15 protein-coding genes and 1 pseudogene are annotated in these 17,515 nt (G+C 42.8%); 11 read left to right on the top strand and 5 right to left on the bottom strand.

The genetic code is table 11. The features are described from left to right. Positions 1-60 precede the first annotated feature (60 nt). The 5 genes and pseudogenes from V7K67_RS13060 to V7K67_RS13080 all read left to right on the top strand — a co-directional run bounded on the left by V7K67_RS13060 (position 61) and on the right by V7K67_RS13080 (position 8,427). Complete coding sequence (locus tag V7K67_RS13060) at positions 61-1,086, top strand: chemotaxis protein CheW (RefSeq protein ID WP_334710553.1); 1,026 nt, start codon at positions 61-63, stop codon at positions 1,084-1,086. Positions 1,087-1,250: 164 nt separating this feature from the next. Then, positions 1,251-2,522, top strand: a complete 1,272-nt coding sequence (locus tag V7K67_RS13065; protein WP_335166857.1) for a GAF domain-containing protein — start codon at positions 1,251-1,253, stop codon at positions 2,520-2,522. A 17-nt stretch (positions 2,523-2,539) separates the two neighbouring features. Beyond that, positions 2,540-4,792 (top strand): chemotaxis protein CheW, encoded by a 2,253-nt coding sequence (locus V7K67_RS13070; RefSeq protein WP_335166859.1) that lies wholly within the window; start codon positions 2,540-2,542, stop codon positions 4,790-4,792. A gap of 1,249 nt (positions 4,793-6,041) precedes the next feature. Then, a pseudogene (locus V7K67_RS13075) lies at positions 6,042-7,694 on the top strand (calcium-binding protein); the annotation flags it as partial. Positions 7,695-8,187: 493 nt separating this feature from the next. Continuing rightward, a complete protein-coding gene (locus V7K67_RS13080; RefSeq protein ID WP_104909601.1) occupies positions 8,188-8,427 on the top strand; it encodes a hypothetical protein in 240 nt (79 codons plus the stop codon). Between the two features lie 67 nt (positions 8,428-8,494). Here V7K67_RS13080 and V7K67_RS13085 read toward each other — a convergent pair whose 3' ends face one another. After that, on the bottom strand, positions 8,495-8,734 hold the full coding sequence (locus V7K67_RS13085; protein WP_334733014.1) for a hypothetical protein: 240 nt from the start codon (positions 8,732-8,734) through the stop codon (positions 8,495-8,497). Next, positions 8,700-9,854 carry an RNA-guided endonuclease InsQ/TnpB family protein gene (locus V7K67_RS13090; protein ID WP_335166864.1) on the bottom strand — a complete coding sequence of 385 codons (1,155 nt, stop codon included), beginning with the start codon at positions 9,852-9,854 and terminating at the stop codon, positions 8,700-8,702. The genes V7K67_RS13085 and V7K67_RS13090 overlap by 35 nt, the downstream gene beginning before the upstream one ends. 245 nt (positions 9,855-10,099) lie before the next feature. On the opposite strand from V7K67_RS13090, the gene V7K67_RS13095 reads away from it, so the two are divergent. From V7K67_RS13095 to V7K67_RS13115, 5 genes are all read left to right on the top strand, one after another. Next, on the top strand, positions 10,100-10,405 hold the full coding sequence (locus V7K67_RS13095) for a hypothetical protein (RefSeq protein ID WP_334792707.1): 306 nt from the start codon (positions 10,100-10,102) through the stop codon (positions 10,403-10,405). Beyond that, a complete protein-coding gene (locus V7K67_RS13100; RefSeq protein WP_335166866.1) occupies positions 10,402-10,824 on the top strand; it encodes a type II toxin-antitoxin system VapC family toxin in 423 nt (140 codons plus the stop codon). The genes V7K67_RS13095 and V7K67_RS13100 overlap by 4 nt, the downstream gene beginning before the upstream one ends. A 642-nt stretch (positions 10,825-11,466) precedes the next feature. Next, a complete protein-coding gene (locus V7K67_RS13105) occupies positions 11,467-13,065 on the top strand; it encodes an Hsp70 family protein (protein WP_335166868.1) in 1,599 nt (532 codons plus the stop codon). 5 nt (positions 13,066-13,070) lie between these two features. After that, positions 13,071-13,370: a type II toxin-antitoxin system HigB family toxin gene (locus V7K67_RS13110; RefSeq protein WP_335166870.1), complete on the top strand. Its 300-nt coding sequence runs from the start codon at positions 13,071-13,073 to the stop codon at positions 13,368-13,370. After that, complete coding sequence (locus V7K67_RS13115) at positions 13,354-13,755, top strand: helix-turn-helix domain-containing protein (RefSeq protein WP_334733026.1); 402 nt, start codon at positions 13,354-13,356, stop codon at positions 13,753-13,755. The genes V7K67_RS13110 and V7K67_RS13115 overlap by 17 nt, the downstream gene beginning before the upstream one ends. 288 nt (positions 13,756-14,043) lie before the next feature. Here V7K67_RS13115 and V7K67_RS13120 read toward each other — a convergent pair whose 3' ends face one another. The 3 genes from V7K67_RS13120 to V7K67_RS13130 form a co-directional block, all read right to left on the bottom strand. Then, positions 14,044-14,562 carry a L,D-transpeptidase gene (locus tag V7K67_RS13120; RefSeq protein ID WP_334733027.1) on the bottom strand — a complete coding sequence of 173 codons (519 nt, stop codon included), beginning with the start codon at positions 14,560-14,562 and terminating at the stop codon, positions 14,044-14,046. Positions 14,563-15,468: 906 nt separating this feature from the next. After that, entirely contained in the window at positions 15,469-15,984 is a 516-nt protein-coding gene (locus V7K67_RS13125; protein WP_334733028.1) for a L,D-transpeptidase, read from the bottom strand. Positions 15,985-16,097: 113 nt separating this feature from the next. Beyond that, positions 16,098-16,730, bottom strand: a complete 633-nt coding sequence (locus V7K67_RS13130; RefSeq protein WP_334733029.1) for a bifunctional 4-hydroxy-2-oxoglutarate aldolase/2-dehydro-3-deoxy-phosphogluconate aldolase — start codon at positions 16,728-16,730, stop codon at positions 16,098-16,100. A gap of 342 nt (positions 16,731-17,072) precedes the next feature. Between V7K67_RS13130 and V7K67_RS13135 the strand changes: the two genes are divergently transcribed. Beyond that, complete coding sequence (locus tag V7K67_RS13135; RefSeq protein ID WP_334706447.1) at positions 17,073-17,345, top strand: hypothetical protein; 273 nt, start codon at positions 17,073-17,075, stop codon at positions 17,343-17,345. Positions 17,346-17,515 lie beyond the last annotated feature (170 nt).

A 17,515-nucleotide genomic window follows, 5' to 3' on the forward strand; every position in this document is an offset into this window, starting at 1 on the left:
TGCTCCCCTGCTCCCCTGCCCCCCTGCCCCCTAACCACAGTTTTCAACACCGACCGACTTATGCTTAACACTCCCTTTCCGTTTAAGCGATTATCTGGCGCTGTGAGCGAGCGCGACTCATTACGAGTCGTTGTTTTTGCGATCGCAGACTATTTATTTGCCCTGCCAGTTGGTGCAGTTCTCAAGGTGATGGCTTGTCCCCCTATTAGCAGTACGGTTGAAAGTGGTATCGGGATGGTTGATTTGGGAGCGCAAACGATCACAATTGTGGACTTACGCCAGAAGTTCATTCCGCAAGTACAAGCCCAACAAGCGCATCAAGTTCTCTCTACGGTTGACACTTCAGGGCGCTTCTTACTTCTGACTCAAACCCGGACTGGGGAAATTTGTGGCATTCCTGTGGACAAGCCCCCTGCCTTAATCGATATTCCTTTAGAAGCTGTGCGTCCGGTGCCGTGGTCTTATCAGCAAGTGGCGGAGTTAAACTTTGTTAGTCACATGGCTGTTTTGTCTGTAGCACCAAACGAAGAACCACTCAAAGTACTTCTTCTAGGCATGAGCCAGATATTGGCTGATAAGTTGGGGTTGCCGGGAACAACCCCAACCTTGGCTCCTGGGCTGACATCAGGCGAACAACGGCAAAGATTTCTCCGTTTTCCCTTGGGGAATCAAGGAAGTGGATTGCTACCATTCCACTCATTACAGGACATTATTCATCTCGCTAGCCAAGAAATTTCCCCAGCCCCGGCCTTACCAAGTTGGATTTTAGGTTTCTATAATTGGCAAGGACAGATGCTGCGGCTGGTTGATTTGGAACATTTGCTTGGTTATGCGCCGCTTTTGAAGCGGCAGTCACGACCAGAAAAGCCAATGGTTCTGGTTCTCGAACTGCAAAATCAGGTAATCGGGTTTTTGGTGGCTCATGTCTACGATGTAGAGTGGCAGGATTTACAGCAAGCACAATCGGCACCAACCGACTTTTCCCCAAACAAACTGCTAAATTTTGTTCGAGGTATTCTGCCAGGCGATCGCTGGATTTTAGACACCAGAGCCATCGCCCAGACATTGCAATGGCAAACCCACTGATAAGAGGCAGGGGGCAGGGGGAGGGGGGCAGGGGGAACTAAAGGTACAAACCGAACTTCGTTCCGCTCCGCTAACACCCGCAAGTGGCGTGATTTTTCCCCCTGCTCCCTTGCTCCCTGCTCCCCTGCTTTTTTATTTGACTTGATGCTGCCAAGGAGTTTTCTGTGACGATCGCAACTTTAGATCCTAATTCTGAAACCCAGCCTGTTGAAAATGAAATCCAGATAGAAGAAATTTTGGCTAATGTGGCTCTAATCAAAGCAGTCTTTCAATCTGCTAAGGGGCCAAAGGTCGCTCAATTGCAGCAGAAGGTGAGTCAAATCGAAGCTTTTATCCAAGCTTTGGCTAAGGATTCGCCCAGTGACAATGATGAAAATGTTCGAGGGGCTTTTCAGCTCCAGCGAGAACAACTTGCGGCCATCGATCGGCAAATGCAGCAGGCAAAAGGTCAAACTGCACTTTTGGAGGTTACAGTCACTGCCCTGCGAGATGTTCTCAACGCCGATCGCGTTTTGATTTATCGTTTTGAGGAAGATAATCGCTCTCGAGTGATCGCTGAAGCGATACAAGCGGATTGGACATCCTTACTCAACCAATCCCTACCGATAAATTTGTTTGTTAATAAACCCGATGTTGGCGACGGACAAAACTCGCAGGGCAACCTAACTGAAGTATTAGAATTAACTCCCCGCCAACAGCAATTTTGGCAACGCTTTCAGGTGCAAGCTAGCCTCTGCTTGCCCTTGATTGTCAAACAACAGCCTTGGGGTTTATTAGTTATTCATCATTGCCTTCAACCCCGACAATGGCAGGAAGCAGAGCGCAGTTTGCTACAACAAGTAGGAATGATGTTGACAATTAACTTGCGTTGGGCTGAAATAGTAGCTCCACCTGCTCAACAGCTGTCATCGCCTCCCCAAAAGGCTGAATCCGGCGATCGCTCTGAGTTACTAGTGCCATTTCAGCAGGTGAGCCAGGCTGTACAAGCAGGAGCAAGAATCGCCGAGCTTGCCGGCGAGCATTTAATGTCTATTCAAGATACTGTTGCTATTACTAATAAACAGCTGCAATACCTTGGTGAATTTTGCCAGCAAGCTTCTGGCTTTGTTCGCCTTGTGGAAGGCTTGAGTACCAAAATTCAGGTTTTGTCCCTGAATACAGCCATCGAAGCCACAAAAGCTAGCGATCAGGAACGAGGTTTGCTAGCTGCTGCCGAACAGGTGGAAATTCTCGCCCGTCAAGCCCGCGATAGCACCCTAAATATAGAGGAATGGTTCCATGAACTCCAGGTGGCAGCAGCAGACGTTGCTTCTGCGATCGAACCGTGCGATGGACAAATCAGCGCGGGGCTGGAGTCAATCGCGCAAATCCAGGAGCAATTCAGAGCGATCGCCGACATCGCTGCTTGTAGCCTCCAAACAATATCGAAGCCATAGAAATGCAGGAGTTGTTCATGAGTACCGATTTTGTCCCCCAACCGCAGAACGATGATCGCTTTCTAGAAGAAGCGATCGATCTGTTACTGTTCTTGGAGCAGGAGTTGCCTAACTATACAAAAGACAGTAACCCTGGTACAGCTTTGGCTCTCATGGAAGCTGCTCGCTCTCTGCATTCGATTGCCATAGCAGCCAAGTTAGATGCCATTGCCATAGTTGCGGCTGCACTAGAAGAGATTTTTCAGCTTTTACATCAGTATCGAGCAACTGTCAACGCCCCAATCGCCTCCCTGTTGTCAGAAGGATTAGATTGCCTACAGATGCTATTGATGGCATTTTTAACAGCCTCGCAAATTGAAGAAGTAGAAATTCTGGAGCGGATGTCTGCCATTGTTGCTCATCTACAAGCAGAGTTTGGCGATCGCCAACAAAGCGTTATCCCCCAGGAAACAAACCTTGAGACATCGATAGAGCAACCGCAGGAATATCAACCAGTTATTCAGTTTGGCGATCGCTTGGCTAAGGTAGAATCTTCTGCATCTCTACCAGAGCAAGTTATGGTTAAAGACAAGGAAAGTCTTGACAGGGAACTAATAGATGAAACTAGCCCCCAGTCTGGCAGCCTTGTTCACGTAGATACCGAGCAGCTTCCCATCAATGTAGGGGAACTAGCAAACCCGAAGGAGTATGGGGAAGAAGATTTTCATCCTTGGTTGGGGGATTTTTCCCTGTCTACTGAAACTTCTGTTGCATCCCTAGTTAAATCTTTTCCTCATCACCATCCACTCTCTTTGCAAGAATCCATTTCTACCATTGTTGCAACAAGTATTCCAACTGCCACACCCATCAATATTCAACATCTCGAACAACTAAAGGTGCTAGTTGCAACATTATTAACTACATATAATCAGCAAGCCTGTCAGGAAGAACAACAACAACATACGATCGGGCGGTTGCTCCGACAAGTTAAACGATTACAACACCTGCTGGATAATCTACAGGAATGGTCAGGACGTTTAGCAGCAATTTCAGATACCCTTTCTCCTCTAGCTGCTTCTCGCTCTCAGCAATTATACAGTACTCTGCAATCTGTTTTGGCTGAAGCCTCTCAGGTGGCATCAACTGTTCATTCGCTGAATAACAATCATCATCAACTCAAACAAGAACTCATGCAGCAGGAAAAGTTGCTTAACCATTCTTCCAATTTAGTCAAAACAGTTACAACTATTCCTTTAAAAGTAGCCTTAGAACCCTTGCATCGGCTTTGGTCTCAGTTACAAGCTCTACAAGATAAGTCTGCTAGACTACATTTACAAATTAGCGATATCCAAGTCGATCGGGTATTTGGCGATCGCCTCCATGCTCTCCTATTGCATATAAGTTGCTATTTACTAGAGCAAAGTATTGAGTCTCGCCAAACACGCCAACAGCTAGGTAAAAATAGCAACGGTATTATTGAAATTCAAGTTTACCAGCAGGGAAATCAACTGATTCTTGATGGCTGTGATGATGGCGCAGGACTTAACTTATCTCAAATCTATCAACAAGCCTTAGCCCAAGGACTCGCCCTGAGAAAACCAGGGGATATCTTACAAGAACTGGTACTTGAACCAGAGGTTTCATCTGTTTTATGCGATCGTGCTGCCTTAGAGTTAGGAGTAGAATTAACTGAAGTTTGCAAGCAATTAACAGCTATTCAGGGAAGAATAGTATTGAAGTCTAAAGCTGGACATGGTACAGCCTTCTCGCTCCAAATTCCCCTCGATCAAAAAATTGCTCAACTTATCGTCTGTCAAGCTAACTCCAGAGTCTATGCATTTATTGCCGATTCTGTAGAGCAGATTTATCTATCCCAGTCCGAACAAATTATCCAAACTCAAGCGGGACGTATGTTATTTTTGCAGTCTTCTGGCAGATCCAGTGGCTTGCTTGGTTGCGATCATGAGGATCTAACAACAGAAATGCTCGTCCCTATCCACTTATTGACTGATGTGCTGACTTGTCCTAACCAGCTTCCCATCTCAGTCACTACTTACAGCACAGATACACTAAATGCTTTCAAGCAGGATAAGCCTTTATTAGTATTTCGTTACTTAGACAAACGATGTGCTTTAGAAGTAGATTGCATCATCGGCAAGCAATCCGCTGCGATCCATCCTCTGGGGAAAGCGATTCCAGTTGCTGCTTATATCCAAGGAACTAGCATTCTTGCCAATGGGCAACTTAGCCTGGTTTTGGATGGTCATCTTCTCACAAAATCTCTAGCTTGAATCCCCAGGGAAGCGATCGCGACAATGAGTTTGTCGCGCGGTGATATTTCATGTCTGCATACTTACAAAACTTTGTCGTTGAGCAAAGAGTAGATATTAGACATCTCCAGAAATTAAAGATGCGTTATCCAGAGTCCTTGTAGAGACGTAGCAGTGCTACGTCTCTACATTCATTTTCACCAGATGTCTATTGAGTCTAGTTCCTTAATTTTCGGCATAGGTGCGGATGGGTTGCAAGTTTTTTTGGTAAGTCAGATCATGTCTGCGTTCGGGATTTTGGTAATATGTAGCTATTCTTGCTGTATCCTGCACTTTTCTACGAGAGGCTACGCCAACAACAAAGCTCTGTGATCACCGCAGGCATCGCAGTGTTCAAAAAGAAAAGTATGTATTTTTTGATCAACCCTTCCAGCATCCCCAAAGTTTGCTGCCTTGAAAATCTCCCCTTAAACCAATACTGCGTAGGTTTTGGAATTTCTTGGTTGAGGCAAGCTGTTCAATAGCCGGGGGAGAAATGGAGGCTGGCGTTGAGTTTTGCTTCCCCTACTTCCCCTGCCTCCCCTGCTTATCCGAGCAGTATTGCCCCTTAAACTTCTTTGTGACTGCTGCTGTCTGTAAATTCTTGACCATAAACTTTAAAAATGTGAAGAACACACTATTAGTAAATACATTTCTCGGTATATAATGTGAAGATTATGCAAAGATAGTTCTTTAGCTATAGACATCTAAATAAATATTCAGTATTTAGTTAGTATCAGGCTATTTAGATGTTCCCTATTTTTAAATTAGACACCCACGGGCAATAGCCCACAGCAAGGGTATAAAAATCCCTTCCCCTGTCAAGAGTTAATTGTTCCCTGATTTCAAGACAGTAGGACTAGCGCTTTTTCAAGGTGTCGTGTGAGTTTCAGGCATTTCAGCTTGATTTGCCGACGCTTTTCAGCAATGCTTGGTTTGGGCTGCACTATTCTATCAAGAATAGTTATAAAAATCCTGAAACGACCTATTCCTGTTCATCCATAAGTTCATGAATTTGTGCAGCGTGTAAGACTTTGATACTTATATAAGTGCTACTTGCAAGCTGGTAAACAGAGTGGATTTTCGAGAAAAATTATTGTCCCTAAAAGGTGACATAAAAGTATTCCGAAAGCGTCAATTATCAGCGAATTATTGTGCTTCAAAATAGCACTGAGTTAGTGCTGAGAACTTAAAAATTACTGAAAAAATTGATTTAGTGAGATATAAGGTTATGGCAAATATCAATGGAACCAACGACGCAGACACAATTCAAGGTCAAGCAGGCAACGATATCATCACAGCTAAGAAGGGTAATGACATCCTGACTGGTGGTGGTGGCAGGGATCAATTTGTTTACAACTTGGGTGACGGTACTGATACCATCACTGATTTTGGTGGCATAGGTAAAGGAGTAAACCCGACAGCAGCAGTCATTGCTGAAGTGGATACCATCAAATTCATTGGTGCTGGCTTGAATGCCCGAAATCTGCTGCTTACCCAGAATGGCAGCAATCTGGAAATTACCTTTGAAGGGGTGGCTGGTGCCAAAGTTATCCTAAAAAACTTCAAACTAGAAAACTTAGATAATCTGAAAGCTTCTGGTACAACACCAGCTATTGGTAATATCCTGTTTAATGGGCAAACTACCATCACCGACAGCTTTGATGTCCTCGATGCCAACTCCACTAATACTAGTTTGGGCACCAAGAACACGGTGACTTTCTTCAATGACCTCAACAATAACATTGTAGGTTTAGACAATTCAGATGATGTTATCAATGGTCAGGGGGGAAATGACAAAATCGATGGCAAGAGTGGCAACGACCTTTTGAGGGGTGGTGCGGGAAATGATACTCTCATTGGTGGTGCGGGAAATAATACTCTCAACGGTGGAACTGGTGACGATAACTTAAGTGCTAACAGTTCAACAGGGAATAATCTGCTCATTGGGGGCGATGGCAATGATACTCTTTCCGTCTCTGGCCACCAATACCTTAGCTACCCAGATGGCGAGGATCTCCGCTCTTCAGGCAAGAACACCCTCAGCGGGGGCGCTGGTAATGATTATTTGAGTGCTAGCGGTTCAACAGGTAATAACCTGCTCAATGGAGATGATGGCAATGATATTCTCTCCATTTCTGGCTACTACCAAGGAAATAGCTACTTTAATGACGATTCTCGCTCGTCAGGCAATAACACCCTCAACGGCGGCACTGGTGACGATAAATTGAGTGCTAGCGGTTCAGCAGGCAATAACCTGCTCAATGGTGGCGATGGCAATGATACTCTCGACATCTCTGGCTACTATAGCTACACTCCCGACAATGATCCGCACGAATTTCGTGATCTCTCCATCACATACGACTCTCGCTCGTCAGGCAATAACACCCTCAACGGTGGTGCTGGTAATGATTACTTGAATGCTAGTGGTTCGACAGGCAATAACCTACTCAATGGTGGCACTGGTAATGATACCCTGATTGGTGGTGCTGGTAATGATACACTCATTGGTGATACAGGCAATGATATCCTCACAGGTGGCAACGGTAATGACACCCTCTATGGAGGAGATGGGATTGATACCTTTGCCTTTAATAGTTACCATGAAGGTATAGACAGTATTTATGACTTCAACGCCAGTAATGAATTGATTCAGGTATCTGCTACTGGTTTTGGTGGTGGGTTATCAATAGGTTCACTTCAGACAAGTCAATTTACACTGGGAACATCTGCAACAACAAGCAATCAACGATTTATCTATGACAATATTACAGGTGCATTGTTCTTTGACCAGGATGGTAGTGCAGGTGGATTTGCTCAAGTAAAATTTGCACAACTATCAGCTGGATTGTCGCTAACCAAAAACAATTTTGTGGTCGTTTAATCTTGATTAACCTTCTTCTATCTCTCTAGGTATGGTTTGCAAGGTGCTTACAAAAGCACCTTGCATTTGATTTTTCGGCGTTGCTGAATCGAGGTATGAATTTGGATGTAGAGACGTAAAATTTTACGTCTCTACAAGGATTTTCACCGCAACGCACAATCGTTTCACCGAACTCAAGATGGTCGGAATCTACCTGTGAAAATAAGCTTTAGTCATCTAGAGTTCAAAGAGCAGCAATATTTATTAACCTGGATTTATCCAATTAAGCGGCATAAACCAGCTGACATTTGCTGCCCAGATGTGTAAAGTAGTTGAGAGTGAACTACTATTTCCAACCCTTGACCAAATTTCAGATTTGGAATTTTGCTGAAGTAGTCCGATTAAGCAGTTGCTCAAGTATGGAAAAATCTAAAATTTCTTATCTAGACTAAGTGTATTCACATGTTGGATGAATTTAAAGTCTAAAATACAAAATTGAGTTAAACATCTATCTATGGCTAGAAAAACACAACGCCTTTTGCTGCTAATTGTCTCTTGTAGTATCACTGGTGTAATTTTAGGAGGTACTGCTGGTTGGGCAGAAAGTAGTCTCTGCTTGGAAGACAGTAAGGTTACAAGTGAGTGCCTAACCCAAGATCCATTCCAAAAAACTATCCAAGGGATGAGTACCGGATTGTTAGCTGGGGCTGGGGCTGCTTTCGGTGCAGTATGGCAGTTGCGGAATGAAGATTGAGTATGAATTATCACCAACCCGGAGTTTTGGTTAGATTAGGTTTCTGTACGCGGTCAATTATCCTGATTTATGTGGCTTTGGAAGAATACCGATCTATTAATGCACGAGCAAATTTCTGGTGTTGTTCAGCCAGATGTTGAGGAGAGATGAACTGAGCATTGCCCATGAAGCGATACACCCAGCGACAAAACTCCTCCAGCGATCGCTCAGGAAGTTTAACAATATAATCTATTTGACATACTCCCCAGCCTAAAGGCGTAGGGATTCTAGGCTCAAACAGCAATTGCAGGCATAGCCTGTCTGACATCACCTAACCCGATGGTTGATGCCCCAACCATTTGAATATTGAGTGCGGCGTTTTCATCTCTGCCATTAATTGACTGACAACCGGAACAACGCCATTCTCTAACAGACAAATCAAGACTTTCTAAAACGTGTCCACAACGAGAGCAAGTCTTAGTACTGGGATACCATTGGTCGATGAAAACAACCAATTTATTCTTCTTTTTGGCAATCCATACTAGGATTTGTAGAAACTCACCGAAAGCCAAGTCTGATATTTTTCTACCCCAAAGACGCTGCATTCCTTTGAGGTTTAGCGTTTCAAAACATAGCACATCAAACCTATTTGTTAACTCATGTGCTAACTTCCAAAACCAATCACGCCGACGATGAGAAATATTCTCGTATCTGCGTACTAAATTCTTTCTGGCTCGTTCTCTGTTAGATGATAGCGAAGCGTTAGAGACGTTAGGAGCGTCGCCTTTCAACTTTTTGGAATGCTGTCTGCTGGCTATTTTGATGGCGTTGAGTGACTGCTTAAAAAATTGGGGTGACTCAATTTTAGTACCATCGGAGCAAGTGAGGAATGTTTTCAAACCAAAGTCAAACCCCGCTATCTTACCAGTCGTGAATTTGGCTTCCGGTTCAACACAATTATCAACCACTACTACCATAAACAACTCACCCAAGGGTGTACGTTTAATGGTTAAGGTTTTGACTGTTCCCTCTATCTCTCTGGATTTCCAAAATTGATATATTCGATTCCCAATTCTTACTTTGTTACCTTCCAAAAACTTATAACCAGCTTGTTTGAGGGTGAATGATTTGTATTTTTTAACTTTCTTAAATCCCGGTGGTTTAACTCCTTTTTTATGATGTTTAAAAAATAGTTTATAGGCTTTCTCGATGCGTTGGCAGATATCTTGTACTGCTTGAGAACCTACCGATTGCCAGAATGAATTACGTTTTCTCAATTTAGCAATGTGCGACTGAAGTTTTGCACAACTCAAGTGCTTGCCCCACATTCTGTAGTAGCGTTTGTGTAGAGCAATGCAATGATTGTAGATTACCCCAGCCGCATTAATCAGGCGCTTAAGGTGTCTATTTTTTTTGTGTTGATATAGCTTAAATTTTAATGTTTTCATATTAATATCGTACCAAAAATATGAGCAAAAAAACTCAATTTTTTCCTAAATTAAACAAAGTCGCCCTTGAAGGGCGAGGCTTTAAACCCATATTTTCGGTAAGTAGGTTTGCCATGTGTCTTATTCATAAGTCTGGGTTAATCGCCTGGATTAGTGAACGAAATAATCAGCTTTTTGGTCACTTACGTTGTTTTATTGACAAAAGCTAGTGATCTCAAAATTTTTAACGTTCTGCTGGTTTCTGTGTGACTGAGGCAGTTGGATTTAGACTTGAAGTGATGGGACTGGAGGAAAGACTGGTGACGAGAGCAATTGGTCTAGAGCAAATTATTGCCCAAAAGGTTCTTACCTTATCAAGAGAACAGCAGCAGCAAGTACTTCACTTTGTAGAATTTCTGCAATTGAAATCACCAACAGTGGAGTTTTTGCACCATGATGGCACGCCAATGTCTGCTTTAGAAGCAGCAGGAGACTTAGTTGGCTGCGTGGATTCTGGGCCTGGGGATCTCTCGACAAACAAGGAGTACCTTAAAAGACCATTAACAGAATGAAGCAAGCGGTACTGCTAGATACAGGCCCATTAGTAGCTTTAATCAATCGGAGAGAGCAGTTTCATAAATGGGTGACAAATCAGTTTGTCCAGATTGAACCACCTTTGTTAACTTGTGAAGCGGTAGTTACAGAGGCTTGTTTTCTCTTACAGAATGTTTATGGAGGAGAAGCAGCAGTAATTTCTTTTGTACAAAAGGGAATTATTCATCTCCCGTTGAGCTTGAGTGAAGAAGCTGGGGCGGTTTATGAGTTGATGCTGCGTTATCAGTCTGTACCGATGTCGTTAGCGGATGCCTGTTTGGTGAGGATGGCAGAACTGTATCCTACTCGTGAATTGCTCACATTTGATAGTGATTTTAGGATTTATAGGAAGAATCGGAATCAATTAATTTCTGTGATTATGCCAGAAGAAGTGTGAGCCTACAAGTTTCAATCCCTAATAGGGATTTTGGTTAATTGCAATAATACTGGAATGTAAATTTTAAGAATGAGTGCTGTCGCTTTCCTCGATATGTAAGAGTGTGCATTAGGAAGGATTTTCATGAGACTTCTCAATTAACAAAACATTTTGCGTAGAACGATGTAACCGATTTTCGCCAACGACAAAAAGACGCACTGCGTAAGGGACTCCTCTTTCAAATGAATCCAATTTAATCGGCACCGTTTAATGAATACAAGTGAGTCCATTCAAAATATCCTGTAGGTATATGAAAATGGGGTTTTCCTTTTGTCAATGCGTTTGTTCTGACTTCTTCTCGAAAAAAAAGCAGACATAATTTTGTATTGCTAATTATTAGCAATAACTTAAGAGTGGCGGGTCATCTGACGGAGTAATAAGGATCTTGGCGTAGTAGACTGTCCATAATAAAGTCGCGTACACCGGACACTACCAGCAAGAGTAAATGAGGCTGCCACCCCCAACTCGTCTACCCAACAAGCATTATATAACACCAACTGAGGTGGCAAGCCTATGGGCGCATTTGCATTCTTGGTAGCTTATAGAGAATAATCACAAAGAAAGCAGCTTTGGCATCTTCGTGCGAGAGAATAAATATAAAATATGGCGATCGCAATCGATTTTGGTACTAGCAACACAGTCATTGCTCGTTGGAACCCCGTAACCCAACAGCCAGAAACCCTGACTCTACCAGGCTTATCAATGAAACAAAGTCTCAATCCGCCACTCATTCCCAGCTTAGTTTATGTTGAAGACGCAGCCCAAAATCAAGTCTTAGTCGGGCAACAAGTACGCGATCGCGGTTTTGACCTCAAAGGCGAAACGCGATTTTTCCGCAGCTTCAAACGCGGTATTGGTGCAGATATTCAAGGTTTCTTACCCGAACTAGATGGGCAAATTGTCACCTTTGAACAAGTAGGGCAATGGTTTCTCACCAAAGTAATTGAACAACTAGCACCCCTAGAAGGTGGCTTAGATTCTCTCGTGTTAACCGTACCCGTAGACAGTTTTGAAGCTTATCGTCACTGGTTGGGAAAAGTTTGTCAAGCTCTCCCCGTCGAACAGGTGCGAATGCTGGATGAACCCACAGCCGCCGCCTTGGGTTATGGCTTGGCAGATCAAGAAATTCTTTTAGTGATTGACTTTGGCGGTGGTACTTTAGATTTGTCCCTTGTGCGGTTGGATCGAGGTGTCCAAGCAACCACCAAACCGCTAGGATTTATCCTCAAGTGGGGTAATAAGTCTCTGGCTGAAGATTCAAAACAAAAAGTTAAAACTGCCCGTGTATTAGCGAAAGCTGGGCAAAATCTGGGTGGTACTGATATTGATAACTGGTTAGTAGATTACTTTGCCAAAACCCAAGAACTGGCGGTAAGTCCTTTGACAACAAGATTGGCAGAACGGGTAAAAATTCAACTATCAACCCAAAACCAAGCTAGTGAAGTTTATTTTGATGATGAGACATTTGAAAGTTATGAACTAGAACTAAACCGCGATACTTTTGAAAATATCCTCAAAGAACACGCCTTTTTTGAGTTACTTGATGAGTCGATGGCGACACTGTTGCAGCAAGCAAGACGGCAAGGGATAGAACTTCCAGATATTAATGCAGTGTTGTTAGTCGGCGGAACAGTGCAATTGCCAGCAGTGCAGACATGGATCAAACAGTATTTTGAGCCAGAAAAAATCCGTTGCGAACGTCCCTTTGAAGCGATCGCTCAAGGTGCATTACAGTTAGCTCAAGGGATACAAATCAAAGATTTTCTGTATCACAGTTATGGTATCCGCTACTGGGATCGCCGCAATCAGCGTCACAAATGGCATTCTTTAATTAAAGCTGGACAGGCATACCCTATGAGCCAGCCTGTGGAATTAGTCTTAGGCGCTTCTGTGGAAAATCAGCCTAGTATTGAATTAATTATGGGAGAATTGGGAGCAGATACAGGTAGTACTGAAGTTTATTTTGATGGCGATCGCTTAATTACTCGTCGTCTGGATGGTAATGAAACCAGCGTCAAACCCCTCAACGATCAAGAAGGTGCGAGGACAATTGCCCAACTGACACCAGCCGGATATCCTGGAAGCGATCGCATCAAAATTCTCTTTCAAGTTGATGAACAACGCTTTTTGCGAATCACCGTTGAAGACTTGTTAACGAATGACACACTTTTGGAGAATCAACTTGTGGCACAGTTAAGCTAGATATAATGCACATCATCAGTCGTAAAAAGCTGCGCGAATTTTGCCAAAATTATGCTGATTCCTGTGATGCACTTAAAAACTGGTACAAGGCTGCCAATAAAAGTACATGGAATAATCTTGCTGAAGTACAAGCAGTTTATCCTCAAGCAGAAGCCGTTGGGAATTTCACTGTTTTTAATATCAAAGGCAACAAATATCGTTTGATAGTTGACTTGGTTTACAGTGACCAAATAATTTATCTTAAATACATTTTGACGCACGCAGAATACGATCAGGATAAGTGGAAAAATGACCCTTACTTTTAACCGTGAAACTTATGCTAGTTTGCTTGCTAAATATCAACCCAAGGTTATTAAAACAGATGAGGAAAACGAGCAAGCTCTTACACTAGCGGAGGAACTGTCTCATCGAGTTAAGCGAACTTTGGAAGAGTCGGCATTATTAGACCTGTTGATCGCTCTGATAGAAAAGTATGAGGATGAGCATTATTCAATGGGAGAATCAACAGCACACTCAATGTTCCTGCATCTAATCGATGCTCAGAGTGTTAAGGAAGCTGAGTTAGTAGCAATTCTCGGTTCAAGAGAGGTTGTTTCTCAAGTTATGAGTGGAAAACAAGAAATTACCCAGGAGATGGCTAAGGTATTAGGGAACTTTTTTCACGTTGATACTAGTTTGTTTGAGAATTAGGCGATGTCTATGATGGGCTACGCTTCAGAAACTCTTCCAATGTGAGAGTTCGAGTTATTATGCCGCTCATAGCTCCTGAATCCCTTGAAGATTAGACATCTGGTGAAAATGAATGTAGAGACGTAGCACTGCTACGTCTCTACAAGGATTCTGGGTAACGCATATTTAATTTCTGGAGATGTCTATTGTTTTTAGTCTAGCAATATGTATAGACAGGTGCTTAACTCCGTGAATGCACCCGTCTATACATCAAAGGAAAAATTGCAGATATTGATTACGAATTAGCAATTATTTCCGCACCACTACTAAAGTTCCCATTGAAGCCCAGTTGTAAAGATCGCGAGCTTGCTTAACAGGTAAATTTACGCAACCGTGGCTGACTGGAGTTCCAAAACGCTTATGCCAGTAAGCGCCGTGGATGGCATACCCTCTGTAGAAATACATTGTGTAAGGAACATCAGGAATATTATAGTCCCTGCCTCGCATCCGGTGAGTACGATACTTAGAATTAATCCGAAATCTACCTATGGGTGTAGGAGTTGATCGCTTACCTCCAGAAATGCGGTATGAATGAACAAGTCTATTACCTTCCCATGCACGTAAACGTTGCTCTGACAAGTCAATTTCAATCCAGCGGTTAATATTATTAGTGCTGTTTTGATCGACTGACGTAGCTGTTGCTGTAGTCGAGTTTGGTATACCTGTTAACGGTGATGACCAAGAGAATAAAGTCACCACTATCAGCGCCACGCCTGTAAAAAAAGTTCCAGAAGAACGAATCCCACCACTACGAATCCAAGTTAGCATTATGTCTCATCTTCTAAACTACGCAAAAATCATGAAGTGAAGTAATTTTCTGGAACACTGCAAATTTCCAGAGTGACTACTCGCTTTCTGTGGAGGATTTACGCAATTCATCCGCTAATCTGACTTTTCACGTTATCTGGAAAACCTCTCTAAATCTCTCTCCTAGAAGGCTATGGTGTACATATAAGTCTGAAATAGTTTATTCACTGAGTTTTTGCGTCAGTTTTACCCCACCCTAACCCTCCCCTTTCTAAGGGGAGGGAACTAGATTTCCTGTTTTCCCCCTTTATAAGAGGGGTAATTCGACTTGTGTATACACCGTAGTGGCGTGGCAAGCAAAAAAATAGTGCATTAGACGTAGGTTGGGTGGAGCGGAGCGCAACCCAACACATATCAGGATGTTGGCTTTGGCAAAGCCTCCAACGCCACTTGCTACAACGCTCTTAACCCGCGCAACGCAGTGGCTCCCCAACCGACAATTTTTTTGCAACATTTTAGCCTTGCCACGCCAGTAGTCTAGAAGGAGAGAGACTTTGAACTTGCACCCTTCCCATGTCGCAAAGGGGGTTAGGGTTAGGTTTATTGTGGGCTTTTCTATACAACGTGAAAAGTTAGATCCCTAATGCTTCTCAAGACAAGCTCAATACAAAAAATCTGTCATTTAAATGCCTAAATGCAAAATTTTCCCTAATTCATCTTTGCATTTGTAATTTCACAGAGGAATTGTCAGGATTTACGCTTATTTTTTGGGCAAATCTTTTAATGCCCTCTTCTGCATTTTATTTCAAGTTCAGTAATTCCGACTCCGAAGATTCCCAGCATAAAATCTTGCTGGGAATCACTTAATTGTCTTGATTTTTTATTATTTATGATTTTACCTAAATTGCATTCTGGCTACTTCACCTACTATTTTTGAATGACTATTGGTGTCCCTACCGATGCCCACTCGAATAGCCATTTTGCATGTTTAGGTGAGATATTCACACAGCCGTGGCTCACTGGAGTGCCAAATCTCTTATGCCAGTAAGCTCCGTGAATAGCGTAATTACCCTGATAAAACATCGCATAAGGAACGTTGGGAACATTATAGTCTTCTCCCTGCATCCGCGTAGTTTTAAACTTGGATTGAATCTTAAAAGTACCAACAAGAGTAGGAGTAGATTTTTTGCCAGAAGAAATAGCACTTCCATAAACTACTTTGTCACCTTCCCAAGCTATTAATCGTTGCTTAGAAAGATTAATTTGAATCCAGCGCTGATCCGATTGTTGTAATGTCTGGATTGTTTGTGCAATCACTTGATCTTTGGAATTCGCCCAAACTTCACTCGTTCCAGTAGTAGTAAAAACACTTAAGGATAGTGCTGTACCAGTGAGGAGTATTTGTAAGCGACGCACCCAGTCAGAATAAATTAGTCTTTTCATTTTAGATACACTCACACTCAAATCATGGGGTCTTGAGAAACTTATCAGGTTTCACTTTTATTTCCCTATCTATTACTTTAATAGACGTGAACTTTTGATGATTTGATTCTAAGTTAACCTAACTGTTGCATGAGGTTTTTTGCCTGAGTTGCGATCGCTTGCCAATTTCCTGCTGTAACAAGCTTTTTGGGAAATAATTCACCACTCAAACCGACAGCGATCGCTCCGGCTTGCAAAAATTCTTTGGCATTTTCGAGAGTCACGCCGCCAGTCGGAATTAAGGGGATCTGACCTAGTGGCCCTTGCAAACTTTTGATATAATCAGCACCTCCTACTGCTTGCACGGGAAACACTTTTACACAACTAGCGCCCTGACTCCAGGCGGTAACAATTTCTGTAGGAGTTAACGCTCCTGGTATAATAGGCACATTTTTTTCTTGTGCTGCTTGAATCATTGCCGGATCAACGTGGGGTGTGAAGAGGAACTGCGCCCCAGATGCGATCGCATCTTGTAGCTGCTGCACATTGAATAGTGTACCAGTGCCAATGATACAGGTTGGTAATTCCGAACGTAGTTGACTGATTAATTCCCCAGCGCGATCGCTATTCCAGGTAATTTCAATTAGCTGCATTCCCCCAGATGCTACAGCCATTGCCATTTGCTCTCCCATTTCGATTTTAGGGGCGCGGATGACTGCGATCGCTCTGTGTTTTTGCAACTGTGATAACCAAATTTGATTAGGCATTTTGACTAGGGATTGGGGACTGGGGAAGGTGGGGCCCCCTCTGGGGATAAGGGGTAATGGGGATTGGGGACTAGAAAATAGTTTTTATACCAATTTGAAAAATGATTGCGACAGATGGTTTCACAAAACCCAGACACAGAAAGCGATTCCCAATCCAAAATCTAAAATTCAAAATGGTACTACTGTAGTAAATACCTAATTTTCAATACTAATGCCCAATCCCCTTAAAACTTGCTTCTTGCATCAAGCTATGAGATATTAGATACAAATAACAGTAAATCTATCGACTTGCCGTATTTAAAGTTAAATACCTCAGAATTTGGGTCTAAAGGAGTAATTAAAATGACAATTGCACAACAAAGCACAGCAGCATCCTTACCAATCACCATTCACGATTCCGAAAGCGTGGATATAGCCAGTCTGTGGAAGCTTATGCAACTAAGTGCAAATAGATTTTGGTGGCATAGTAAGTCATATACAACGATTCTGGGTGTCATGCTGCTAACCTTGGTAAGTCTGGTTTTTCTAAGTATGCATTGGTCTTACCGCAGACTGTTCCCATTTGTCAGCCATCGAGTCATTAGCAGTAATAATGGGATAAGCAATCAAAATTAAAAGCTAGACATGAAGTTGTCCGTCGTCTCAATTGCCTATCTCGCTTCCTTTACATTACTTTAGAGACAGTCTCTAAAACTCAGCTTAATTCTTCTAGTAGAGGAGAGAGCTAATTAAAAATGCCTATACTGCAATTACCAAGCAATAGTTTGATAAGCCCCTAGTTAAAG

Origin of the sequence: Nostoc sp., from assembly GCF_036917155.1 — a bacterium.
GTDB lineage: Bacteria > Cyanobacteriota > Cyanobacteriia > Cyanobacteriales > Nostocaceae > Nostoc.